The organism is Arthrobacter sp. Y3221160, from assembly GCF_059092585.1.
Genome location: NZ_JBNHHU010000001.1, coordinates 1,169,726 through 1,193,797, shown reverse-complemented (window position 1 = coordinate 1,193,797; position 24,072 = coordinate 1,169,726). Strand labels below are relative to the sequence as shown.

The window sequence follows — 24,072 nt, the reverse complement described above, 5'->3', positions numbered from 1 at the left end:
ACCGGATCTGTCGGTGAGTTCCAGCCGGTTCCCACGGCTCCGGGCTCATTCACCATCCACGCGGGGACTCTGGAGGCACGTTGAAGCTCTTGCTGACTTCTGGCGGCGTGACGAACCCGAGCATTCACTCTGCGCTCGTGCAGCTTCTCGACAAGCCGGTGTCGCAGTGCCGCGCCCTGATCGTCCCGACAGCGCAGTGGGGTCACCCGCTGTGCGGACCGGCATCGGTGCGGAACCTCCTGGCCGCCGAGAATGACTTCCGTCATTTATCCGGCCTGGGCTGGGCGTCGCTCGGGGTTCTCGAGCTTACCGCGCTGCCCACCATTGGCGCGGATCGGTGGGTCCCGTGGCTTCGGGAGGCCGACGTGCTCTTGGTCGACGGCGGCGACGCGACGTACCTGTCCCACTGGGTGCGGGAGTCCGGGCTGGCCGAACTGCTCCCGTCACTTCCCGACATGGTGTGGGTGGGAGTGAGTGCCGGAAGCATGGTGATGACGCCCCGGATCGGGGAAGTCTTCGTCGAGTGGCCGTCCGCTCCGGATGACCGAACTCTGGGGGTGGTGGAATTTTCAATCTTTCCGCACCTGAACGCTTTCCCGAGCAACACCCTGGCCCGCGCAGAGCGGTGGGCCGCCGACATAGGCGCCCCTGCCTACGCCATCGACGAACAAACAGCGATCAAGGTCGTCGACGGCTCCGTCGAGGTGGTTTCCGAAGGACAGTGGAAGAGGTTCGAGTGATAAGTGCCCAGCCTTTGTGAGGTCGCGTGGCTTTTGCCCAGCAGGGACGGGACGAACAGGAATTGGCGAAGGACTACGGGTTTAACATCATGTTCCCGACAGCTCTGGTGATGCCGGCCGGGTACTGGTGCGTGCGTCCAGAACCTGCCCGATGGTCTTCGCGATCAAGTGAACATCGTCGTCGCTCACGACGAATGGCGGGCTGATTTGGAGAGTGTTGCCGCGCAGGGGCCGCACGACGACGCCGTTGTCGATGCATGAGTTGGCCACAGCCTCGGCGTCCGCCTGGTCTGCGAGCTGGACGCCGGCGAGAAATCCAACGCCGCTGCGGATTTCCTGCACGAGAGGATGCGAGGCAAGAGGTGCAAGGGCCTTATCGAGGACGGATTCCAGTTCCAAGGCCCGCGCAACGAGATTTTCGTTCTCGAGGATGTCGAGGTTGGCGTGTGCAACTGCGCAAGCTGTGGCGTGCCCCGAGTACGTCATGCCGTGCCTCGAAACGGGGGCGTCCTGTCCCTGATAGAACCGTCCCCAGATCCGGTTGGAGATGAGGACCCCGCCCAGCGGGGCGTAGCCGGATGTTATTCCTTTGGCCAGCAGAATCATGTCGGGCTCGAGATGGAACCTTTCGGAGGCGAACATCAAGCCTGCCCGGCCGAATCCGGTGATGACTTCATCGACGATCAGAAGAATGTCGTTCTTCCGGGCGATTTGCTGCAGGCCTTCAAGATAACCGGGGGCAGGCGGAATCACCCCACCGGTCCCTATGATTGGCTCGGTGAAGATGGCGGCAATATTCTCCGGCCCGATGTCGTCGACGACTGCCTGTACGCCTTCAAGATCGTTGGTCGGAACGAGGGCCGTCTCGGGGACGAGGGAATCCGTCCCGTAGCCGTCCCTATTGAAATCAAGCCCGGCGATACTGGTGCCAAAGGCGTGGAGCCCGTGGTACGAGTATGTACGGCTGAGGATGGTTTTCTTGTCCGGCATGCCCTCAAGCTGCCAATGGCGCCGCGCAATCTTGCAGGCCAGGTCGACGGAGTCAGACCCGCCGCTGTTGAAAATTATCTTGGCGTCCGGGATCGGACCCATGGCCACGAGCCGGTCGGCGAGGGAGAGTGCCACATCGTTCGAGAACCGGCCAAAAACGTGGTAAGTCTCCAGTTTGCACATCTGGTCATAGGCCGCTTTCGCCACTGATTCCCTGCCGTGGCCGATGTTTGCGTGCCACAGTCCGGCGGTGGCATCCAGCAGGTGCTGGCCGTCCGAGGTTGTCAGGTATGCGCCGTGGCCTTCGGTAATGACGATGCGGCGTTGCAGAACCGAGGGCATGTGCGCCTGGGCGCTCCACAGTGACTCGCCTACGAGCTTGGTAGGGTTTGCCGGATCAAGAACGGTTGCGTCGGTAGCCATTGTTTTTCTCCTAGGCAGGCCAATAGGGGTCGATTCCAGGTAGAAGACACCGCCGGACTGCCCTGTGCCTCGTGGGCAGCCCCCGGTTTTGCATCGGTTGCGGGAGTCAGGCGCGGAGCCAGCTTTCGTTCAGGTGAAATTGCACAGGAACATCCGGTTGCGGCATGTGCTGGCGCCGGTTAATCGAGGACGGCGAGTAGCTGCCCTTCCGTGACCGCGTCTCCCTCTGACACGGAGATGTCCGCAACAACACCCGATTCGGGCGCTTCAACCGGAATCTCCATTTTCATGGATTCGAGGATCATGATGGTTTCGTCTTCCTCAACAGACGCTCCCGGCGCCACGAGGATTTTCCAAACGTTGGCAGCCAGATCCGACCGTACTTCGCTCAATTCTTGTTCCTCCTCGAATAGCCCGGCCTTTAAGGTGTTGTGTTCGTCGTGGACCGGCGGCGCTGGCCCGTGTGGTCCATGTGTTTCTTAATCTGCTCGTCCAGGTCCTCAATGTTTCCTCCTTCCACGTTTGCCAGGAGCTCCTGGTGTTCGGCCGCTATCTCTTCCGGATGGGGATACAGGTTCTCCAGCATCATGAGCGACAGGCGCGTTTCAGTGAGGAGGGTCTGATAGAAAACCGTGAGGCGTTTGTTACCGAGACTCCCGACCAAGACCGTGTGGAACGCCAGGTCCAAGTCGACCAGATCCGACCACGGATGACCTCTTTCCGAGGCTTCCTTCATGTCGACGACGATGCTGCGAAGTTCATCGAAAATCTGTTTCCTTGGATTCTTCGCCAGCTCCTCGGCTGCTGCCTTTTCAACGGAATGGCGGGCGACGGATATGTCATCCATATCCGCCTCGGACAGTTCCAGGACAAAAACCCCGCGGTTGCGTACCCGGTGCAGAAGACCTTCCTGTATGAGCCGCTGCATTGCTTCGCGCACCGGCGAACGGCTGACGTTCAGCTGCCGGGCAAGACTGGTTTCGCGCAGCTGTTGGCCGGGCCTGTAGGCGCCCTTTTCGATCGCGCCCCGCAGCCGGTTGACAATGGTGTCCACCGTCCCGTCGATGAGGATCGGCTCCAGTACAGGCTCACTCAACTCGTTGCTCCTACCTATCCGGCGGTCAGCTCGATGCACACCGGGATCAGTCCGGTGCCGGCGCCGCGTTTTCGGCTTCCGTCAACGGACGCACAGATATGCCGGCATCCTGCAAGGACTGCCAGACCGTGCGGATCACCTCCACTGAGTTCGGCGCGTCCCCGTGCAGGCAAATGCTTTCCGGGGAGATTTCAAGATCCCGCCCGGAGACGGTGGCTACTTTCCCTTCCCGCACGAACCTGATCGCACGTGAGGAGACGAGTGCCGGGTCCCAAGCGAGCTTTTCCCGCTCGATAAGGAGGTTGCCGGCGTCGTCATAGCCGAGGTCGACAAATCCTTCCTGGACCAACCGGACGCCGTAGCGGGCGGCGAGCTCCGTGTGGCGCTTGTCGAAGCAGTAGAGAGGCAGGGAGCTGTCTATTTCGGCGACCGCCGCGATGACAGCTTCGGCCAGCTCTTCGTCCTCCAGCGACATCAGGTACATGACCCCGTGCGGTTTCACATGCGATAGTTTCGCCCCTTCAGCCTCAACGAAGCCCTTCAGGGCGCCAATCTGATAGAGCGTGTAGTCCTGAAGCTCTTCTGCCGAGACCGCTATTCGTCGTCGTCCGAAGCCCAGAAGGTCCGGCAGCGCGACGTGCGCTCCGATCTGGAGGCCTTGGTCGACCGCCGCCCGGACGGTGCGGCGCATGGTTCTTGGGTCCCCGGCATGGAAGCCGCAGGCGATGTTGGCGGCGCTGATATAGGGCATGAACTCCTCGTCCGGCGCGAAGCGCCAGCGGCCGTAACCTTCTCCCATGTCGCAGTTGATTTCGATGGCTGTGTTCATTATCCGGTTCCTCCTGCTGCAGACATGAGCATGGAACGTTCCTCGTCCAATGCATAGGCGTCGTCGATGGAAATGGGCTTGAACCGGATCGTGTCGGTCCCCGGCCGCATCTGGCCGGTTTTCCATAGGCTCGCCTTCGGCACGACTCCGAAGACGACGAAGCCGCCGGAAGTGGGCCCGTCAGGTCCGAGGATCACGGGAGTGTCACCATTGAGGTTGATTCCGCCGACAGGGTAGCCGGTGTCGAGGATGTTGGATGGATGTCCGCCGGCAATCCCGCCGTCGGGCCGGGCCCACTGCAACCTCACCGGGTCCAGCCTGATACCGGTACGGTTTGAATTCTGGTCAACCGTCCAAGAGCGAGCAAAGAAGTTTTGTACGTCCGTTTCCGTAAAGAACTCGGGTGAGGCAAATGGCCCTGGCACTACTTCCAGTTCCCAGTCGTGCCGATACTCGGGGATCCGTTCCTGCGGCAGTTCCGCTACGGATGAGGTATCCGAGCTTCCGATGTCCAGGACGTCTCCCTTGACGAGCGCCCGTCCTTCCACCCCTCCGAGTGAACCCATGGTGTAGGTGGACCGGGAACCGAGGATTTGGGGGACATCGATTCCTCCTCTTACCGCCAGATAAAACCTGAACCCGGATGACGCCAAACCAATTTTCAGTTCCGCACCCGCGGGAACGTCAACGGCAGCCCATTGTGGCACCGGGCTTCCGTCGACGGTCACTTCACCTGCGGCGCCGGTTACGGCCACCGTGGCGGGGGACCGGAACCGGAATTTAGTCTTGCCCAGTGTGATTTCCAGGCCGGCAGCGTCGGGGCTGTTGCCGACGGCGACATTGCCGAGCCGGAACGCGAAATCATCCATCGGACCGGCGGGGAAATAACCGCGTGACAGCATTCCGATTCGTCCAGGCCAGTCCTGGACGGTTGTCTGGATGCCGGGTTGCGCAACTTCAATGGACATATGTGGCTCCTCACGGGACGGCGGTTGCGGCGGCAGCGGTGTCCCGCTTGGCGGTGAAGTCTGCGGCCTCGGCCACGAGCGAAGCGCACCAGGCGTTATAGCCGGCGACGTCAAAGTCTTCGTCCTGTATGTCGTAGACGTATTCGCCCCGGTGCACGGCTTCGAAGGAATCGGTCAGTTCCTGCTCGGAAACGGCATGGAATCTGACCCGGTCGCAGGGGCGCAGCAGCAGAGGCGACTGGGCGAAAGCAGGGTTGCGCTGTTGGATGTCGTACACGGGCAGGGTTCTGCCGAGCAGTTGGTATCCGCCAGGCGATTCCACGGGGTAGATCGAGTAGCACGGTCCGCCCAGGCCGATAGCTCCTTCCGCTGTCCAGGTACGGGTCGGGTTGTATTTGGGCGCGAAGAGAACCTTCCGCGGATCCAAAGGAAACGTGAAGGGCAGCCCGGGGAAGAACCCGATGAATCCGACCCAGAGGTCGGTCCCGGTGACGACTTCGACCAGCTCGTCGACGTCCCGAAGCCCGTTGTAGGCGATCGTGTAATCGACGTTGTTATCGTTCATGCAGTTGGGGGCGTCGGAGCGGATGCTGCGCACATAGCGGGCAACGGCTTCCTTGGAGGTCGAATCGTGAAACGCGGCAGGAAGATTCACTCGTCGGCTGGGAAGGACCAGGTTTTCCGTACCGGCTGCGTTGTCATAGGCCTCGTCCAATGCCGAAACGAGGTTCGCCACGTTTGTTTCCGCCGGGTTGTAGGAGAGCAGTATGGAACGGAAACCGGGGGATGTTTCGACCAGTCCAGGTGGGCGGGACCGGTTCACCTCGGTGTTGATGTTGTGGACAAAGAAGTTCAGGTTCAGGTCAAAATGCATGTCACCGAACTCGGCGAGGAGGTAACTGTCGCCGGCGAGGCGGTACGTGAGCGCGGGTTTGCCATCGGTGGCCGCCCGGCGCTCGTAAAGTGCGGACGGGACTCCTGCCCAGCGTTCCGAGATGTACTGTTTGGAAACCTCGTGCGGCTTCATCGTGCGTGCTCCTCCTGACCTGTTTCGCCCCGTGCTTTTGATTCGGCGGCCCGGTGCTGGACTTCGGTCACGATGCCGGTGCTGTAGCGGCCCGACTTGAAGGCCGGATCGTTGAGAAGCATCCGGAAAAATGGAAGGTTGGTTTTTAGCCCGGCCACCTGGAAGGCTTCGACGGCGGATCCGGCACGTGCGAGTGCTTCTTCCCGGTCCTGCCCCCAAACGATGAGTTTTGCCAGGAGCGGATCGTAGGCCGTGGTCACGGTATTGCCGGCTGCATAGCCGCTGTCGACGCGGACACCTTCTCCTGCGGGTTCCGTCCACTCACTGATGAGCCCGGGCGACGGCAGAAAGCGTTGCGGATCTTCGGCATAGATCCGCATCTCGATGGCATGTCCTGTCGGTTGGAGGTTGCCGGCGTCGAAGCTGACGTCCTGGCCGGCGGCTACGCGGAGTTGTTCCTCGACAAGGTCGATGGAGAACACGGCTTCGGTGACAGGATGCTCCACTTGCAGCCGGGTGTTCATCTCCAGGAAAACAAAAGACTGCCGCACTGGATCGACCAGGCATTCGACCGTACCGGCATTGCGGTAACCGACAGCAGTCCCCGCTCTTACCGCGCCGTCCAGCATCCGGGATCTTAGTTCCGGTGTGATGCCCGGCGACGGCGACTCCTCGGCGACCTTCTGGTGACGGCGCTGGACCGAGCAGTCCCGCTCTCCGAGCGCTATCACCTTGCCGCTCGCGAGTCCTAGGATCTGGACCTCGACGTGGCGGGCGTGTTGAATGAACTGTTCAATGAGGATCCGCGAGTCCCCGAAAAAGCGCTCTGCACGCGACCGTGCAGTGTCGAAGGCTGCCCGCAGGTCTTCGTCATTGTCGGCGACTATCATTCCGATGCCGCCGCCGCCTCCGGATGGTTTAACGATGACCGGGTAGCCGACAGAATTGGCGATCTCTACTGCCTCAGCGGCGTCGCTTACCGGTTCGGCCGATCCTGTCGCCACCGGCACGCCTGCGGCCTGCATCAGGTTACGGGCGTTGATCTTGTCCGCCACCATGTCCATGGAGTCCGGTGAAGGTCCCACCCACGTGATGCCGCTTTCGATAACCCGCCGGGCGAAGCCGGAATTTTCGGCGAGGAAACCGTAGCCAGGGTGGATGGCCGAAGCCCGGACGGTACGGGCTGCTTCCATCAGTTTGTCGACGTTCAGGTAGGATTCGGCAGGATTGGCCGGACCCAGGGAGAAAAATTCCGAGGCTTCCTTTACGAAGGGCAGCTCTGTGTCCACATCCGAGCAGACGGCGATGGTCCGGATGCCCAGGGCGTTCGCTGTGCGGATGATGCGCCGGGCGATCTCGCCGCGGTTGGTGACCAAGAGGGATTCAAACAACGGCGTGGTCATGACTTGACGACTCCTTTGGCGATGAGGCGCGCCTTGGCCGAGGCACGGAAGCGGTCTGCAAGGACCGCGAGAACGAGCGCCAACCCCAGGGCGATGCTCTGCATGTTCGTATCGAGCCGCATGAAGTTCATTCCGTTGCCCAGCAGCATGATGAAGATGACGCCCAGGACAGTGCCGCCGACGCCGCCGCGGCCGCCCTGGAGCGAGGCGCCGCCGATGACGGCCGCGGTGATGGATTGAAGCGCGAAAGCTCCCCCAAAGGTCGGTTGCCCTGAGCCGCTGCGGGCAGTCAGGAGGTAGGCCGCGATAGAGGACAGAACGGCGCAGATGATGTAGGTGGCAATCAGGTTCCGCCGCACCTGGATGCCCGCGGTTTTTGCTGCCAGGGCATTTCCGCCGATGGCATACAGGTGGCGGCCGAACGTTGTCCATTTCAGTGCGACGAAAACAATCGCCAGGATCGGCAGTGCTACGAGAACCAGGTTGGGTATGCCCAGGGTGAAGCCTGACCCGAGGCCGACTATGTAGTCCCTCGGCAGGCCGGACACGGTGGCGCCCCCGCTGTAGACCAGCGTGATGCCCGTGACGATAGTGGCAGTGGCAAGTGTCACGATGAACGGGTTGACCTTCAGGAAAGCCACGCCGAGGCCGTTGGCCATCCCGACGACCAGTCCGACTGCGATGCAGACGACGAAACCCATGATCATGGACTGGCCTGAGAATTCCGGTATGCCGCCATAGACTTTCTGCATCATCGTGGCAGACACGATGGAAGACAGCGCGACGGTTGCCCCTACGGACAGATCAAATCCGCCCGTTACCAGTACCAGCATCTGTCCCAGGGAAATCAGCAGGAGCGTGACGGATTGCTGGGAGACGGATAGCAGGTTGTCGGGCTGCAGGAAGCGGTCGTTTGCCACGGCAAAGACGACCACCATGACGATCAGCAGCGGCGGCAGCGGTCCGACGCTGCTGAAAAACCTGAGCCAGAACTGGCGGTTTGGTTTCTTGGTACCTCGGACGGCGGTCGCCGGGCCCTTGACTTCGGTTGTTGACATGGCAGTCCTTATGCTGATGCGCCTACTGCATGCCCAAAGGCACCAGCGACAACGGCTTCGTTTGTGATTTGGTTGCCAACGAGCTCGGCCTGAACGCGCCCGCCGTTCATCACATAGACCCGGTCGGCAAGTCCGACGACCTCCTCGAGGTCGGAGGAGACCATGAGGACGCCGGCACCGTCACTGCACAGTTTGCGGAGATTGGCATATATCTCCTGGCGGGCCCCGACATCCACCCCGGAAGTAGGCTCGGCCACCACGAAAACCTTCCGTTCCCGTGTCAGGGCGCGGGCCAGAACGACCTTCTGTTGATTGCCGCCCGACAGGGCCCGGGCCTCGGCAGTTACGGACCGCGGCCGGATATCGAGCCGCTCGGCCAGTGCCTGCGCGAGGGAACGGATCCGTGCTCCGTGGATCAGCCCCAGCGTGCTGTACTTCTTAATCCGGTTGACTTCAAGAGCAATGTTCTCCTGAACGCTGAGGTCAAGCGCAAGGGCTTCCCGCCTGCGGTCCTCCGGCATGAAGCCGATACCCGCCTGGATCATCTGGCGGGGGTTGGGGCGACTGAATTTCCTGCCGTTGACCGAGACGGAACCGCTGGACAGGGGGATGAGACCGAGGACGGCCTTTGCGAGTTCACTTTTGCCCGAACCCACGAGCCCGGCCACGGCGACAATCTCACCCCGACACACCCGCAGGGATGCATGGGCGACCTTGCCGTCGGCCGTGGATGCATCCTCGATCTCCAGCAGGGGTTCGCCCTTGGTTTCGGCCTTTTGCGGATAGACGGCCGCGAGCTCCCGGCCGACCATGTCGGTGATCAACTGCTCTTCGGAAACCTCGTCGAGGGTATGGGTCGAAATGAAGGTGCCGTCCCGCATCACGGTGACCCGGTCGCCCAGGCGTCGGACCTCCTCCATCCGGTGGGTGATGTAGAGAAGCGCCCAGCCCTCGTCCCGGAGCCGGTCTATGATCCGGAAAAGCCGGTCCGCTTCCCGTTCGCTGATGGCGGCCGTGGGCTCATCGAGAAGGAGGATGCCCGGTGTCCCGAGCAGCCCTTTCGTGATCTCCACGAGCTGCTGTTCGGCCCTTGGCAGCGTCCCAACCTCAGCGTCCGGGTCGATGGCTGCCCCAAGCTGGCCGACCTTCTCCCGGGCAATGGCCCGCATCTTGGTGCGGTTCACGAACCCAAAGGTTTTCACCTCACGGCCGAGGAACAGATTCTCGGTGACGGACAGCGTTGGAGCCAAACTGAAATCCTGCAGGACGACGTTGATGCCCAGTTTCCGGGCATTCGCCGGTGAGTGGTGGGCGACGTCCGAGCCGCGGACGGTAATGGTGCCGCTGTCCGGCTGGTAGTTACCGAGGAGGATGTTCACAAGCGTGGATTTTCCCGCGCCGTTCTCGCCCAGCAGGATGTGTACTTCGCCGGGGTAAAGGTCGAGGGACATCCCTTTGAGTGCCCTCACGGGCCCGAAGGTCTTGACGATATTGCCAAGTGCAACGATCGGATGCTGTTCCAATGCCAGCTTCACTCCCTTCAGATGCGAGTGCCCACGAACCGGGAACACACGCGGGGCCCGGCCCCGCGTGGATGGATCAGCTCTTCGGTGTCCAGCTCGTCACCGTCTTGAAGTCCCGCGGCGCGAACATCTCGTTGTAGGGCACGTCGGCGGCGTTCTCCTGGGTGATCATCTTGGGCACCGGTCCGGATGTGGGCGCCTCCAGCTTCTCGCCTTCCAGCATGCGGACGGCTTGGTCAACGGCCATACGTCCCTGGATGGTGGTGAAGTCCGTTGGCGAACCTACGGCGTCGCCGGCCACGATCGCGTCGTACACGGGCGGGATGATGTCGAAGGCGTAGACGTCAACTTTTCCCGTCATGTTGGCGTTCCGCACCGCATTCACACCGGCTTCGGCAGCAATATCAACTCCCACGATGTGGGTGATGTCGGGATGGACCTTGAGGGTGTCCTCAATGAGGTTCTGCTGGATCTCCAGGCCCGGATCGGCGCGCCGCATCTCCGCCATCTTGACGTTGGTTCCTTTGATGGTGTCCTGGAAACCCTTGACTGCCGCATCGGACCATCCGGCGCCTTCCGGCCCGGGGAAGAAACCCACCAGGGCGGGTGACCCCTTGGTGTCATCGATGATGTACTCGGCCGTCGTCACTGCCAGATCATGGAAGCTCACGAGCGCGTGGGAGAAGAGGGGATTGTCCTTGGACTCGGGGCAGTCCGTACCGTTGATGAAGTCCACCACCGGTATTTTCTTTTCCAGCGCGGCGGCCACCTGGGGGCATACGCCCGTTGCGTTGATGGCGCCCAGAACGATCGCGTCGTAGCCGCCGTTGATGCAGTCCTGCATCTGGCTTAGCTGCTTGTCGAGGTTGGTATAGCCTCCAGCCTCGAACATGCTGTACTCAACCTTGTCCCTCTGTGCCTCGATCAGCGTCCCGTAGTTCGTGGCGGCCCAGTAGGAATCCTTCATGTGAGGGAACAGGACGCAGATCTTCCACTGCTTGGTAATTTTGTCGTTTGCAATGGGCTCATAGGTGGTTTCCGTCGTCTTGCCGTTCAGAGCCGTATTGAGGGCGGGCGTAGTCCAGTTCTCCGCGGAACCGGTGCCCGTGGCTTCCCCGGTCTGCCCGTCTCCGGAGCCTCCCATTGCCCCGCACCCGGTTGCCGCCAAGGTGGCGGCCAGTGCAAGCGCGCCGATGGTGTTGGCTTTCCTATTCAGCTTCATGTGTTTCTCCCAGCGCCGATAGCCGAAGGCCCGCCCGGCAGAGGCCGATTAAGTCGATTGCCTTTTGTACACAATCTGCAGCGGGTGTTGCCAGCATAGTCCGTGACGGGGATCACATCAACACTTTTCGCGCTGTTTCTCGCATCGCTTGAAGTTCAGTGCTGAAGTACGGCCTGGACCTGCCGCACCTATCGCGCGCGCTTCAGGTCTCGCCGGGCCGGCCGGGCGGACCCCTGCCAATCGCGCTTTGTTCGCGCCGACCGGCAGGCTTTCCCGGGCCAACTCCGGGCTACGGAGTAAACTATGCAATTGTCGACTAAAGACATCTGACATGGACAGCGATGGTTCCGGGTTCGACCAGAACGAGTTGGTGGGGCTCAATGGCAGCGAGGATGGAAATCAGGATGAAAAGGGGAGTGCTCGACCCGATAGTGCAGGAGTCTACGCCGGCCATTATTGCCCGCCGTATCCGCGATGCAATCGCCCGAGGTGATTTCGCTCCAGGCCTCCAACTCGGTGAAGCCGAGCTTGCCAAAGAACTGGGGGTCAGCCGGGGGCCCCTGCGGGAGGCCATGCAGCGGCTCACCCAGGAAGGGCTGCTCGTCAGTTACCGGAACAGGGGCCTCTTCGTCGTCAGCATGGACGAGGACGATTTTCGGGACATCTACCTGGCCCGAACCGCGGTGGAAGCAGCCGCCATCCGCCGCCTGGTCAGCACCAACCCGGAGGACAGCGCGGCCCGGCTAATGAAAGCCGTGCATGCCATGGAGGATGCGGCGGAAAGCCCCCGCGGCGAAGCCATGACCGAAGCGGACATGAGCTTCCATGCCCTCCTGGTTGAGCTCGCCGGCAGCCCTCGCCTGAAGAAGATGCACGACACTCTCCTGACGGAAACACGGATGTGCCTCAATGCCCTGAAAAGCACGTACGCTACCGCCGACAAGCGCATCGCCGAGCACAAACGCATCGCGGAAGCCATCTCCAAGGGAGATTCAGACCTCGCCGAGAAGCTGATGGCCGAACACATGGAGGACGCACTGATGCGGCTGATTCCCTAGCCGTCCCCTCGGGTTGCGCCAGTGCTCCCTCACTTCCACATTTCCCGCCGGTGAGTGGGGGAGCGATTCGCGAGGCGGCGACGTTGGACGAGGTTGCCAATCCCTAGACCCGCGGGATGGCCATGTACTTGATCTCCAAAAATTCATCCAAGCCCACGCGCCCGCCCTCGCGGCCCAGACCGGAGGCCTTGATGCCGCCGAACGGCGCCGCCGGGTTCGAAACGATGCCCGTGTTAAGGCCGACCATGCCCGACTCCAGACCCTCGCCGACGCGGAAGGCGCGGTCCAGGTCCTGGGTGAACACAAAGCTGGCAAGGCCCCAAGGGGTGTCGTTCGCCCACCGCACCACCTCGTCTTCGGTGTCGAAGGGGATGACGGGCGCCACCGGGCCGAAAATTTCTTCGTTCATCAGCGCGGCGTCGGGGCCGACGTCCGCGAGCACTGTTGGGGAGTAGAAGTAGCCGCTGCCCTCCGGGCGGGAGCCGCCGCAGACCACCTTGGCGCCCTTGGAAACGGCGTCGTCCACAAGTTCTTGGACCTTATTGAGAGCCTTTTCCTCCACGAGCGGGCCGACGTCCGTGCCGCTCACTGCGCCGTCACCGACCTTTAAGGCGCTCAGCCGCTGGGCGAGGCGGACGGAGAAGTCAGCGGCCACGGAGCGCTGCACGAAAATCCGGTTGGCGGCGGTGCAGGCTTCACCCATGTTGCGCATCTTTGCGGCGAAGGCTCCCTCAACGGCGCGGTCCAAGTCCGCGTCATCAAACACAATGAGAGGGGCGTTCCCGCCCAGTTCCATGGAAGAACGCATGACGTTTTTGGCAGCCTGCTCCAATAAGCGGATGCCCACGCCGGTGGACCCGGTGAAGCTAACCTTTCGGGCAATGCCGCTTTCCATCCATGGGGTGACCACCTCGGAGGCTTTGGAGGTCGTGACCAGGTTCAGCACACCCTTGGGCAGACCAGCCTCTGCCAGGACGTCTGCCAGTGCCAGCGAAGACAGTGGAGTGAGGTTGGCAGGCTTGAAGACCATGGTGCAGCCGGCCGCAATGGCAGGGCCGATCTTCCGGGTGCCCATCGCCAGTGGAAAGTTCCAGGGCGTGACCAAGACGCAGGGTCCAACGGGTTCCTTCGAGACGAGGATGCGGTTCTTGCCGTCGCCGCTGGTGGTCAAATCTCCGCTAATGCGGACGGCTTCCTCCGAGAACCAACGGAAGAACTCGGCGGCGTACGCCACCTCGCCTCTTGACTCGGCCAAGGGTTTTCCCATTTCCGTGGTCATAATCAATGCCAGTTCGTCTTGGCGGGCCATGATCAGGTCGAACGCGCGGCGCAGGATTTCGCTGCGCTCCCGGGGCGGGGTCTTGGCCCACTGTTTCTGGACCCGGCCGGCGGTTTCGATCGCCCGGCGCGCGTCTTCGGGGCCCCCGTCGGCGACGCTGGCGATGACTTCCTCGGTGGCAGGATTGACGACATCGAACCGGGCACCGGACGATGCTTCGGTCCACTCCCCGTCAATGTAGAGGTTCGTGCTGACCTTTGCGACGGCGTTGAGCGCCTTTTGTGACGTTCGGGAGCCGGCTGACTGAATGCTCATGAGCGATCCTTTTCTTGGTTGGAGGTGTTGTGGCCGGCGTTGCGTTGGGAAATCAATGCTGCTCATTCGCCGGGGTCCAATAGTTGGGCCAGGTGACGACCCGGCCTGGAGCCATCGATCTGTTTCACCTGCATGGCGCAGGAGAATCCGTCAGTAAGGATCACCGAAGAGGAACCGGTCTGACGCAGGGCCGGGGCCAGCGCTTGCTCGGCAACCAGCATGCTGATGCCGTAGTGATTCTTCTCGAAGCCGAAGTTTCCGGCCACGCCGCAGCAACCGGGCGCATCCACCACACTCTTGACGCCCGCGGCCCTGAGTGCCGAGCGCTGGACACCGGCTCCGAAGACTGAGTATTCGTGGCAGTGCGTCTGCAGCACCACTTGTTCTGGAAGGGGGCGGGCCGGCGCTGGTTTCCAGCCGGCGGTGGACAGCTCGTCGACGTACGTCGCAAAGCTTCGCACCCGGGCGGCAACCCGGCGGGCCCGTTCCGTGTGGACCAGCTCGGGCAGGTCCTTGCGCAGCGCCGCCGCGCAACTGGGTTCCACCACCACGATGGGCCGATCGGTCCCGTCATCCAGAACCTTCGCTGCCGCGGCCATGTGCTTTTTCGCGGTATCCAGCTGGCCGGTGGAAATCCAGGTCAGGCCGCAGCAGGACTCGGCTGAGCATTCCACGGAGCCCGAGCCGGCCAGAACTCGGGCAGCGGAACCGGCCACCTCCGGCCGGAAGCCGCGGGTGAAACTGTCCACGAAAAGCACCACGCCGTGGACATCCGGAGCAAGGCCGCCGCTGTGGTCGATTGCCGGACCAATGCCGGCGGCCGCTACTTCGCGACGCCACTCGCCGGCTCCGGCGAAACGCGGCATCGCACGCCGGGTGGTCAGCCCGCCGAGGGCGGCGGCGACCTTCGCCAGCGGGGTGGACATCAAGGCGTTGACCAGAGGCGCGGAGCGGCCCGTGAGCTTGAGCCAGCGGGGCAGCCAGCCCAGGGAGAAGTGGGACATTGGGCGGAGTCTGCCCTTGTAGTAGTGCGAGAAGAATTCGGATTTGTAGGTGGCCATGTCGACGCCCGTGGGGCAGTCGGTGGAGCAGGCCTTGCAGGACAGACAGAGATCAAGCGCCTCGCGGACCTCCTCGGACTTCCAGCCTTCCTCCACGGTGCGGGCGCCGCGGACCATGTCCTGGAGCACCCGGGACCGGCCCCGGGTGGAGTCCTTCTCGTCCTTCGTGGCGCGGTAGCTGGGGCACATTACGCCGCCCGCGTCCGTGCGGCATCGCCCCACGCCTATGCAGCTTTGAAGCGCGTGGACCCACGGATCCGTACCGCTGCCGGTGGAGGTCTCGGGGGTGTCGGTTTCGGCGGTCGCTCCGCCACCGGCGCTGACCGGGCGCAGGTCGAAGCTCGTGCGCCAGTGCCGCTCGGGAATGCCTTGCAGCGCCAGATTGACGTCCAGGGGGTCAGGATCGGTGAGGGATCCGGGATTGAGGATTCTTGCCGGGTCCCAGGTGCGCCGGTACGCGGCGAAGGCCGCCAGCAGGCGCGGAGAGTACATCAGGGGCAGCAGTTCCGATCGTGCCCTGCCGTCGCCGTGTTCGCCGGAGAGCGAACCGCCGTGGCGGACGACCAGCCGGGCAGCTTCCTGTGTGAAGTCGCGGAAAACGCGGCGGCCGGCTGGGGTGCGCAGGTCATAGGTGATCCGGATGTGCATGCAGCCGGCACCGAAGTGTCCGTACATTACGCCCGTCAGGTCGTAGCGGCCCAGAAGGTCGCGGAAGTCTGAGAGGTAATCCGCAAGGTTCTCCGGGGCGACTGCAGAGTCTTCCCATCCTGGCCAGGATTCTCCACCCGTGGAGAGCCGCGCTGAGAGCCCGGCGCCGTCTTCGCGGACACGCCAAAGAGCGGCTCGCTCCTGCAGGTCCGGCACGGCGTGCCCATCCACCAAGCGGCCGTTTTCCCTGAGTCGGGCGAGCAGCCGGTCAGCTTCCGCCCGGACCTGGTGCGGATTCCCGCCGTCGAGGTCCACGTACAGCCAGGCTTTGCCTGTGGGCAAACCCGTCACCGAGCCCTTGCCGCGGCGAAAGCGCATGGTGTCCACGATCGCCTCATCGATACCTTCGACGGCAGCCGGGGAGAACTCCAGGATGGTCATGACGTCCCGAGCCGCGTCGACTATGTCCGCATAACCCAGGCACACCAGCAGGGCGCTGGCCGGCTTAGGCACAAGCTTCATCCGGGCGCCGACAATGATGGCGCAGGTCCCCTCGGACCCCGCGAGGGCTCGGGCGACATTGAACCCGTTTTCTGGAAGAAGGTGGGCCAGATGGTAGCCGGAGACTTGACGCCGGATCCGTTCGAGTTCCAGGCGGAACTCGGACAGGTGACTGCGGGCCAAGTCTTTGAAGGAGGCGGTCAGTGCACCCGCGCGCGCTGCGGAGTCGTTGTCGCCAGGATCTGTGGCACGCAGCCCGCCGGCCGTGGCCGTCAGGCGCGCGCCGTCCGAAGTGACGACGTCAATCTCCACGACGTGGTCGGAGATCCGGCCGTAGCGAACGGAGTGGTTGCCGCACGCATCATTGCCCAGCGAGCCGCCCACGGTGGCACGGTTCTTGGAGGACGGGTCCGGAGCGAAGGTGAACCGGTGACCGGTGGCCTTCTCCACCTCGTGGGAGAGGACGGCGAGCACGACGCCGGGCTCGACGCTCACGATGCCCTCCACCTCGTCGATCTCGTGGATCGCGTTCATGTGGCGGGAAAAGTCAAGTATCACGCCTGGGCCCATGGCGTTGCCCGCCATGGACGTCCCGCCGCCGCGCCCGATCAGCGGGGTTGCCGTTTCCCGGCATGCAGCAACGGCCGCGAGCACGTCCTCAACCGTCCGGGGGAACACCACGGCAAGCGGGGTTACCCGGTAGTTGGAAGCGTCATAGGAGTATTCCGCTACGCGGCGTGGCGAGCTGTCGGCAGCCACGCCCGCGGATGCCAGGCGTGCAAGTACCGCGGGGAGACCTGCATCCGGTGCGCCTGTTTGGCGGTTGCCCGTTGCCGGGCCTGCGGGGGAGCGAACAGCATCCGTCATGGGTGGGCTCAATATTTCGAGGAAACGGCCGCGGTGACGGTGGCGACGGCGTTTTCGAAGCGTTCGAGGCCGGTGGCGATTTCTTCGGCGGTGACGATAAGGGCGGGGATCAGGCGGACGACATTGCCTGCGGGCCCGCACGTGAGGGTGAGCAGGCCGTGGCGGGTCGTGGCCTGTTGGACTGCTGCCGCGGTGGCGGCGTCGGGGCCGCCGGCTTCGGTGGTGAATTCTATGCCTTGCATCAGACCCTTGCCGCGGACGTCGCCGATGGCGGGGAAACGGGCCTGGATTTCCTTTAGTCCGGCCTGGAGTTGCTCGCCGCGGATCCGTGAGTTTTCAACCAACCCTTCGTCACGAATGACATCGAGGGTGGCGACGCCGGCGGCGGCAGAGACCGCATTCCCGCCATAGGTCCCGCCCTGGGACCCGGGCCAGCCCCTGGACATCAGTTCGGTGGAAGCGGCGATTGCCGAGATTGGAAATCCGGAGGCGATGCCCTTCGCAGTGATGAGGATGTCGGGGGTGGCGGCGGAGTACTGGTGCCCCCAGAACTTGCCCATGCGGCCCACGCCTGTCTGGACTTCGTCGAAGATCAGCCGGATGCCGTGCCGGTCGGCACGTTCGCGCAGTCCCTCCAGGAACGCCGCCGGGGTGGGCAGGTACCCACCCTCGCCCAAGGCCGGTTCGATCAGGAATGCTGCGGTGTCGTTGGGCGCGGTGCGGGTTTGCAGCAGGTAGTCCAGTTCCTTCAATGCGAATTCCACGGCGGCCGCCTCATCCCAGCCGTACCGGTAGGCGTAGGGGAAGGCGGACATGTGCACCCCCGACATCAGCGGGGAGAACCCTGCGGAGAACTTCGTTCCGGCGGTGGTCAGTGAAGCCGCCGCAACCGTCCGACCATGGAAACCGCCCTGGAACACTACGAGGTTTGGCCGGCCCGTGGCCATTCTGGCCAAACGGATCGCAGCCTCCACCGCCTCCGATCCGGAATTGGCATAAAACACCGAGTCCAGGCCTGCCGGCAGCACCTCGCCAAGCTTCTCGGTCAACGCCAGCAACGGCTTGTGCATCACCGTGGTGTACTGGGCGTGAATGATCTTTCCCACCTGACCGCGGGCCGCCTCCACTACCCGCGGGTGGCAATGACCCGTGCTCGTCACCCCAATGCCGGTAGTGAAATCAAGGTACGTTTTTCCATCGGTCGCGTAGATCCAACTGCCCAGGGCGTGGTCGACTGTCAGTGGGGTCGCCTGCTTCAACAGAGGGCTAAGGGAGGCCATGCGTCCCATGATGCGCGTCGCATTATTTTATTGTCAACAATCGTCGATCAAGTTAGTGTCAGAGGTGGGATACCGCGGATTTGAGCGGAGGCACCGCTCAAATCCGCCGGGGTGCCCGCGGTTCTTGAGGATTTTCCGCAAAACACTAGGAGCAACCATGAGCACAGCATCAGCCGCCGTTGCGCGACAGGGTGTCCTGGCCGACGCCCTGGTCCCCAGCACCGCCTTGGCCAACACCGCGCTGGTTGTCGGAGGGGCAGGCCTGACCGCCGTCATGGCGCAGCTGGCCGTGCCGCTGTGGCCGGTCCCGATCACCGGCCAGACCCTGGCCGTCCTGCTGGTCGGCAGCACGCTGGGCCCGGTCCGCGGCATGCTGTCGATGGCCCTGTACTGGGTGGCCGGCGTGGCCGGCATGCCGGTGTTCAGCGACGCCTCCTCCGGCCTGGCCGCCGCCGTTGGCCCGACCGGCGGCTACCTGGTGGGCTTCATCGCCGCCGCGGGGCTGACCGGCTGGCTGGCCAAGCGCAACTGGGACAAAAAGTTCCTGGGCGCCACCGTTTCATTCTTGGCGGGCACCGTGATCACCTTCGTCTTCGGCATGGCCTGGCTGGCCATTTCCCTGGGCGCCGACCTGCAGCAGACGCTCGAGTGGGGCCTGTACCCGTTCATCATCGGCGGCATCGTGAAGTCGCTGATCGCGGCAGCGGCCATGCCGGCCGCGTGGAAGCTGGCGGCCCGCCTGCCCAAGGACTCTGCCCGCGCCTAAGGGACTCGACCCGCCCGCTTGGAATGCCCCTGCTCTAGGACGTGATGCCACCTGAGGATACTCGTATCGTGTCCACTTGAATTCCGGGCTCCCTCAATGCTTGTTCCAACACGACGCCGCCGCTGCACCGAGTCCAGTTCAGGTGTCGTCCGGGAATGCTGAGTAGCGATCCGGTCGGGATCCTGTTCGGCGCCCCTTAACGCGTGCCCCGCTTTGTTGGTAGAGCGCCAGGACGACGGCGAGCATGGCTGCGGCGGCGATCTGCTGCCACTCTCCCTCGAACGCCTTGAGCTTTTCCGAGCCGGAGGCGTTGAAGGACCCGTGAAGGAGGCCGACGATGAGGATGCTTCCGCCCGTGCCCAGATACACCATGCCTGCCAGGAGCCTGAAAATCGGGGCGAAGAGGAACAGGACCGCCCAGTAGAAAAGCACCTCCCGGACGGGCGTCCCCGTGAAGCCTTTGTCCGCGAAGGCGAGGGGGAGGTGGATGAGGGCAAAGGGCAAGGCTGTCAGCAGCGAGCCGGCGATCAGGCCCCACCGCTCCATCAGCCGGTGCTGTACCACGGCGGTCCAGGCCAGTTCCTCCCAGATATTCGCCAGCACAGCCCCGACGAGGATGGCATTGAGGAAATAGTTGCCGGTTTCAGCGGCCCAGCCGGCTTCGGGTTGCCGAAAAGACCCGGTCGCCGCGGCGATCAGCAGGGTCAGCACGGGTATGGCGAGCAGGGCGGCGATGTACCAGCCGACGCCTACCCGCCAGCGGACAGCCTGCCGAAAAAGGCCCCGGACGGCCTTCCCGCCGCCTGAGGCTGCGGTCACGAGGACCGCAGTACCCAGCAGGATCAGCAGCTCTGCCAGGAGCCCGGGCACAACGTTGCCCAGCAGAGCGATCGATATCGCCTGCGCCGCCCACGTCAGCCCGATCGCAATGACCACAAAGGCAGTTACCGGATGCCGGGCGATCAGGCGTCCCGCACGGCCTCCGCGGGGAGATGGCGCCGGTTCGGCTCTCGAAACACCGTTATCCATGCTCACCCCATTCCAAGAGCGCAAAATGGTCAGCTTATTCGGAGTTTGGGCGCCTGCGGTTGCGCTTGGTCTCCGAGCGCAACCGTTTCGATTCGAGCCGGCGGCGCCGCGAGCCAGCCGTGGGCCGGGTTGCCCGCCGGACGACCGGCGGAGTCACCGCGTCCCGCAGGAGTGCGACGAGGCGTTGCCGCGCCGCAGCCCTGTTTTGCCGCTGGGAGCGGTGTTCGGAGGCGCTGATGGTGAGCACCGTGCCCGAGACCCTCTCGGAGAGCCTGGCGACGGCTCGTTCGCGTTGGATCTCGCTGAGCGCCGTCGTGGTGCCCAGATCGAGACTGAGCTGCACGCGTGAGTCGGCGGTGTTGACGCTCTGGCCGCCAGGGCCCGAGGCTCGGGAGAACTGCTCGACCAGCTCTCCCGCCGGCACCCGGAGGCCGCGGGGCGCGCCGGGTCCCGGGGGCACAAGCAGGTCATCCACACGATTTATTGTGCCGCAACTCCGACGCGGCGCAGCTGGCGGAGGGCTTCTTTTTTGTCCTCCCGGCTCGCTAGCATGTCGCGCATGGCCATCAAACTGGAGAACGTCGGCATCGCCGTTCGCGACCTCGAAGCAGCGATCGCCTTCTTCACCGACCTCGGCCTGACGGTCCTCGGCCGCGACACGGTCAGCGGTGACTGGACCGACACCGCCGTCGGGCTCGATGGCAACCACGCCAACATCGCGATGCTCCAGACCCCGGACGGCCACGGCCGGCTCGAGCTTTTCGAGTACCTCCACCCCGAAGCGATCGAGTCGACGCCCACCCGCCCGAACGAGATCGGCATGCACCGGGTCGCTTTCTCGGTCGACGATTTGGACAAGGCCCTCGAAATAGCCGCGAAACACGGCTGCCGGCCGCTTCGCGGGGTGGCGACCTACGAGGACGCCTATAGGCTCACGTACGTCCGCGGTCCCAGCGGCATCATCGTGATGCTCGCCGAGGAACTGAAGAAGAACTGACCGGTGCCGGTGTCGCCGTGGGAACCCGGCACACCCAGCGTGAAGGGGCGGAACGATCATGGGAACCCTCGCCTTCGTGGCAACAACGTCCATCGACGGCTACGTCGCCGATGCCGACGGCGACTTCCAGTGGACGGGCCCGAGCGATGCCGTGTTCGCCGTGCACCTCGAGCGCATGGCGGAGGTGTCCACCGAGGTGCTCGGGCGGAGAACCTATGCGTTGATGGGGTACTGGGACACCTATCCTGACGGCGAGGACCGTCCTGTGGCTGAGCGGGAGTTCGCCCGGCGCTGGCGGGGCCTGGACAAGGTCGTGGTGTCGTCGACCATGACGGTCGAAGAGCTCACCTCGGACCGGGCACGCATCGTGCCGCGCCTGAGCCTGGTCGAGCTGCAGCGGGTCGTGGAGGGTGCGAAGGGTGTAGTCGAGATCTTCGGGCCCACGGTCGCGGCAGACGCAATCCGTGCGGGCCTGATTGACGACTTCCGGTTCTTCGTGGTGCCAAAGATGGTGGGCGGAGGCCTGCGTGCCCTGCCCGACGACGTGCACCTCGACCTGCGCCTTACCGAACACAGAATCTTCGACAACGGCATCGCGTACCTGAGATACGTGCCTCGACAACCCGCCAAGGCACGATAAGGATGCTGGACCTGCTGGGTGGCGCGGACGTGAAAAGGTGCCGAGGACGGCACCTGCACCCTGCCCCTCGAGGGGTTCGGCTACAAGTGGTTGCGCCTGCAGCATCCCGAGGACCGGCGGCTCCCCTAGGCCGTCGCGAAGGACGACGGCGACGCGCTTTAGGGCCCGAACACCATCCGTTGTACTGCGCCGCGTGGCAGCCCGCGACTGCAAGTGGACCTGCCGCTGACGAAGGGCAAGCATTATTGTCGAGTCCCGGTATTGTCCGCAGGCGCTGAGAGGTGCCTACTGGTGGGAGGAGCCCGCACCAGCGGTATGGCTTGCCGAGGGGTTGTGCACGGCCTCGAAATTGCGCCCCTAATATGCAGCGGCAGGCGGGGCTCCGGCTGATAAACCATTGGAGGTAGCCATGTTCGCACGAGTCAGCACTTACCGAGGCAGCCAGGACACTTCCAGCGGGCCCCCGGAGGATCTCGTCACCCGGGTGCTGGAACTCCCCGGTTGCCGGGGCTTCTATTTCCTGAACGGGAAGGGGAACGGCAAATCTTTATCCATCGCGCTGTACGACACGGAAGAAAACCTGGCTGGAAGTAAGGAAAGGGCGAAGAGTCTCCGCTCTGAGGCAAGCAACTCCCTATCGTTGGAGATCCTCGAAGTCGAAGAGTATGAAGTCGCCACCGCCGAGCTCAACGACTAGCGAGGTCAACGGCTAAGCGGCTGCCTTCAAGCGTCGGATGACCCGGGTACGGCCCGGTGGCGCGGGCTGTCCGGGTTCATGAGCGAGTGCTTGCGGCTGTAGAACAGGTAGATGGCCAGGCCGATGATCAGCCAAACCACGAAGCGCAGCCAGGTTTCCCAGTGCAGTTGGAGCATCAGGAAGCCGGAGGCCAAGACGCCGAAGGCCGGGACCACAGGCATCCACGGCAGCCGGAAAGTCCGCGGCACCTCGGGACGGGTGCGCCTCAGCACGATTACGGCCACACAAACCACCACGAAGGCGGCCAGGATGCCGATGTTCGTGAGGTCCGCCACGGCCCGGATGGGGAACACTCCGGCCAGCAGCGCCGACGCGATGCCGGCGATCCAGGTCACCCGCTGCGGGGTGCCGTGCCGGTCCGTCGCCGCAAACCAGGACGGCAGCAGCCCGTCGCGGCTCATGGAGAACCACACCCGGGTCACGCCCAGCAGGAAGGTGAGCATCACGGTCAGGATCGAAACAACGGCGAAGGCGGCAATGATCGTGGCCACGACCGGCAGCCCGACCGACTCGAAGGCGGACGCGAACCCCGCGGTGGGGCTGATGTCCCTGTAGTTTTGCATGCCGGTCAGCACCAGGGTGGCCAGCACATATAGCGTCATCGCGATGGCCAGCGACAGCAGGATCGCCTTTGGCATGTGCTTCTTGCCGTCGACGGATTCCTCCGCCGCCGTGCTCATCGCGTCATAGCCGAACACCGCGAAGAACACGGTGGCGGCTCCGGCCAGCACCGGACCGAATCCGGAGGGCATGAACGGGTTGTAGTTGCCCGGGTTCACGAAGAAGAACCCCAGCCCGATGATGAAGAGGATCAGCAGGATCTTCAGCCCCACCGCTATCAGTTCGAACCGGCCGAAGGTGCGGGTCCCGCGGCTGAGGATCCAGGTAATCAGCAGGCAGACCACGATGGCCGGCAGGTTGACCACGCCGCCCTCGACCGTGTCCGCGGTGCCCTCCATCCACGCCGGGACCTGGACGCCGATGCCCTCCATAAAGGCGCTGAAATAGCCCGAGATGCCAATGGCAACGACGGCGACGATGGCCGTGTATTCCAGCAGCAGGTCCCAGCCGATGAACCAGCCGATGACCTCCCCCAGGGCCACATAGCCATAGGTGTAGGCCGAGCCGGCAAACGGGATCATGCCCGCGAATTCCGCGTACGACAGGGCCGCCGCCGCGCTGGCCAGGCCCGCAATGAGGAAGGAAATGAGCACCGCCGGACCGACCGGAGCCGCCTCGGGGCCGCCGTTGGCCACCAGCCCGGCCAACGTGAAAATGCCGATGCCGATGATCCCGCCGACGCCGATCGCGGTCAGCTGCCACACGCCCAGGCTTTTGGACAGATGGCTTTCCCCGCTCTCCTCCGCCAGCTCCGTGATCGGCTTGCGCCGGAGGAGGGACTGGGAACCGCTCCAAGTAGCCATGCCAGACTCCGATGTTCGCGCCTGCATCTGCGGCCGGAGCCGACGCAAGGGGCGGCTCCGCCCTGCCGATGCCCCGTACGTGTCCGAGTATGGACCGCGCGCTGCCCGCAGGGAATACCTTGCCGGTCCTCACGTGCAAATCCGGCAAACACCGGCCCCGGTCTGGCCCGC

The 24,072-nt window shown here is 63.8% G+C and carries 22 protein-coding genes; 6 read left to right on the top strand and 16 right to left on the bottom strand.

Annotation, left to right across the window (positions count from 1 at the left end; translation table 11 throughout):
* The first annotated feature begins 80 nt into the window (after nucleotides 1-80).
* The gene (locus tag AC5RWG_RS05395; protein WP_494166517.1) at nucleotides 81-740 is read left to right on the top strand and encodes a Type 1 glutamine amidotransferase-like domain-containing protein; all 660 of its coding nucleotides are present in this window, start codon (nucleotides 81-83) and stop codon (nucleotides 738-740) included.
* Between the two features lie 87 nt (nucleotides 741-827).
* Here AC5RWG_RS05395 and AC5RWG_RS05390 read toward each other — a convergent pair whose 3' ends face one another.
* From AC5RWG_RS05390 to torT, 10 genes are all read right to left on the bottom strand, one after another.
* Nucleotides 828-2,153 carry an aminotransferase family protein gene (locus AC5RWG_RS05390; protein WP_494025496.1) on the bottom strand — a complete coding sequence of 442 codons (1,326 nt, stop codon included), beginning with the start codon at nucleotides 2,151-2,153 and terminating at the stop codon, nucleotides 828-830.
* A gap of 179 nt (nucleotides 2,154-2,332) precedes the next feature.
* Nucleotides 2,333-2,545, bottom strand: a complete 213-nt coding sequence (locus tag AC5RWG_RS05385) for a biotin/lipoyl-binding carrier protein (protein ID WP_494000346.1) — start codon at nucleotides 2,543-2,545, stop codon at nucleotides 2,333-2,335.
* 29 nt (nucleotides 2,546-2,574) lie between these two features.
* On the bottom strand, nucleotides 2,575-3,249 hold the full coding sequence (locus AC5RWG_RS05380) for a GntR family transcriptional regulator (RefSeq protein WP_494022597.1): 675 nt from the start codon (nucleotides 3,247-3,249) through the stop codon (nucleotides 2,575-2,577).
* 46 nt (nucleotides 3,250-3,295) lie between these two features.
* Nucleotides 3,296-4,078, bottom strand: coding sequence for a LamB/YcsF family protein (locus AC5RWG_RS05375; protein ID WP_494074131.1), 783 nt, complete (start codon nucleotides 4,076-4,078; stop codon nucleotides 3,296-3,298).
* Nucleotides 4,078-5,046, bottom strand: a complete 969-nt coding sequence (locus tag AC5RWG_RS05370) for a 5-oxoprolinase/urea amidolyase family protein (protein WP_494166516.1) — start codon at nucleotides 5,044-5,046, stop codon at nucleotides 4,078-4,080. Before AC5RWG_RS05370 ends, AC5RWG_RS05375 begins: the two co-directional genes overlap by 1 nt.
* Nucleotides 5,047-5,056: 10 nt before the next feature.
* A complete protein-coding gene (locus AC5RWG_RS05365) occupies nucleotides 5,057-6,073 on the bottom strand; it encodes a carboxyltransferase domain-containing protein (protein ID WP_494000342.1) in 1,017 nt (338 codons plus the stop codon).
* A complete protein-coding gene (locus AC5RWG_RS05360) occupies nucleotides 6,070-7,476 on the bottom strand; it encodes an acetyl-CoA carboxylase biotin carboxylase subunit (protein ID WP_494012609.1) in 1,407 nt (468 codons plus the stop codon). Before AC5RWG_RS05360 ends, AC5RWG_RS05365 begins: the two co-directional genes overlap by 4 nt.
* Nucleotides 7,473-8,534, bottom strand: coding sequence for an ABC transporter permease (locus tag AC5RWG_RS05355; RefSeq protein WP_494000340.1), 1,062 nt, complete (start codon nucleotides 8,532-8,534; stop codon nucleotides 7,473-7,475). The genes AC5RWG_RS05360 and AC5RWG_RS05355 overlap by 4 nt, the downstream gene beginning before the upstream one ends.
* A gap of 8 nt (nucleotides 8,535-8,542) precedes the next feature.
* Complete coding sequence (locus AC5RWG_RS05350) at nucleotides 8,543-10,069, bottom strand: sugar ABC transporter ATP-binding protein (RefSeq protein WP_494012608.1); 1,527 nt, start codon at nucleotides 10,067-10,069, stop codon at nucleotides 8,543-8,545.
* Between the two features lie 64 nt (nucleotides 10,070-10,133).
* Nucleotides 10,134-11,279 carry a TMAO reductase system periplasmic protein TorT gene (gene torT / locus AC5RWG_RS05345; protein ID WP_494000338.1) on the bottom strand — a complete coding sequence of 382 codons (1,146 nt, stop codon included), beginning with the start codon at nucleotides 11,277-11,279 and terminating at the stop codon, nucleotides 10,134-10,136.
* 404 nt (nucleotides 11,280-11,683) lie between these two features.
* Between torT and AC5RWG_RS05340 the strand changes: the two genes are divergently transcribed.
* A complete protein-coding gene (locus AC5RWG_RS05340; protein ID WP_494167097.1) occupies nucleotides 11,684-12,337 on the top strand; it encodes a GntR family transcriptional regulator in 654 nt (217 codons plus the stop codon).
* Nucleotides 12,338-12,440: 103 nt separating this feature from the next.
* Here the strand turns inward: AC5RWG_RS05340 and AC5RWG_RS05335 are convergent, their stop codons facing one another.
* The 3 genes from AC5RWG_RS05335 to AC5RWG_RS05325 all read right to left on the bottom strand — a co-directional run bounded on the left by AC5RWG_RS05335 (nucleotide 12,441) and on the right by AC5RWG_RS05325 (nucleotide 18,288).
* Nucleotides 12,441-13,931 (bottom strand): NAD-dependent succinate-semialdehyde dehydrogenase, encoded by a 1,491-nt coding sequence (locus AC5RWG_RS05335; RefSeq protein ID WP_494012607.1) that lies wholly within the window; start codon nucleotides 13,929-13,931, stop codon nucleotides 12,441-12,443.
* A gap of 62 nt (nucleotides 13,932-13,993) precedes the next feature.
* A complete protein-coding gene (locus AC5RWG_RS05330) occupies nucleotides 13,994-17,008 on the bottom strand; it encodes an FAD-binding and (Fe-S)-binding domain-containing protein (RefSeq protein WP_494166515.1) in 3,015 nt (1,004 codons plus the stop codon).
* A gap of 8 nt (nucleotides 17,009-17,016) precedes the next feature.
* Entirely contained in the window at nucleotides 17,017-18,288 is a 1,272-nt protein-coding gene (locus AC5RWG_RS05325) for an aspartate aminotransferase family protein (protein WP_494166514.1), read from the bottom strand.
* A gap of 157 nt (nucleotides 18,289-18,445) precedes the next feature.
* Between AC5RWG_RS05325 and AC5RWG_RS05320 the strand changes: the two genes are divergently transcribed.
* Complete coding sequence (locus AC5RWG_RS05320) at nucleotides 18,446-19,054, top strand: biotin transporter BioY (RefSeq protein ID WP_494075572.1); 609 nt, start codon at nucleotides 18,446-18,448, stop codon at nucleotides 19,052-19,054.
* Nucleotides 19,055-19,192: 138 nt separating this feature from the next.
* Here the strand turns inward: AC5RWG_RS05320 and AC5RWG_RS05315 are convergent, their stop codons facing one another.
* Both AC5RWG_RS05315 and arfB read right to left on the bottom strand, forming a co-directional pair.
* The gene (locus AC5RWG_RS05315; protein WP_494166513.1) at nucleotides 19,193-19,990 is read right to left on the bottom strand and encodes a CPBP family intramembrane glutamic endopeptidase; all 798 of its coding nucleotides are present in this window, start codon (nucleotides 19,988-19,990) and stop codon (nucleotides 19,193-19,195) included.
* A gap of 127 nt (nucleotides 19,991-20,117) precedes the next feature.
* Nucleotides 20,118-20,558: an alternative ribosome rescue aminoacyl-tRNA hydrolase ArfB gene (arfB, locus tag AC5RWG_RS05310; protein WP_494166512.1), complete on the bottom strand. Its 441-nt coding sequence runs from the start codon at nucleotides 20,556-20,558 to the stop codon at nucleotides 20,118-20,120.
* An 84-nt stretch (nucleotides 20,559-20,642) separates the two neighbouring features.
* Here arfB and AC5RWG_RS05305 point away from each other — a divergent pair, with 84 nt between their 5' ends.
* From AC5RWG_RS05305 to AC5RWG_RS05295, 3 genes are all read left to right on the top strand, one after another.
* Nucleotides 20,643-21,080, top strand: coding sequence for a VOC family protein (locus AC5RWG_RS05305; RefSeq protein ID WP_494012601.1), 438 nt, complete (start codon nucleotides 20,643-20,645; stop codon nucleotides 21,078-21,080).
* Between the two features lie 58 nt (nucleotides 21,081-21,138).
* Entirely contained in the window at nucleotides 21,139-21,720 is a 582-nt protein-coding gene (locus tag AC5RWG_RS05300; RefSeq protein WP_494049636.1) for a dihydrofolate reductase family protein, read from the top strand.
* A gap of 409 nt (nucleotides 21,721-22,129) precedes the next feature.
* Nucleotides 22,130-22,417: a hypothetical protein gene (locus AC5RWG_RS05295; RefSeq protein ID WP_494049637.1), complete on the top strand. Its 288-nt coding sequence runs from the start codon at nucleotides 22,130-22,132 to the stop codon at nucleotides 22,415-22,417.
* A gap of 26 nt (nucleotides 22,418-22,443) precedes the next feature.
* On the opposite strand, the gene AC5RWG_RS05290 is transcribed toward AC5RWG_RS05295, so the two are convergent.
* Nucleotides 22,444-23,901 carry an amino acid permease gene (locus AC5RWG_RS05290; protein ID WP_494025507.1) on the bottom strand — a complete coding sequence of 486 codons (1,458 nt, stop codon included), beginning with the start codon at nucleotides 23,899-23,901 and terminating at the stop codon, nucleotides 22,444-22,446.
* Between the last annotated feature and the right edge of the window lie 171 nt (nucleotides 23,902-24,072).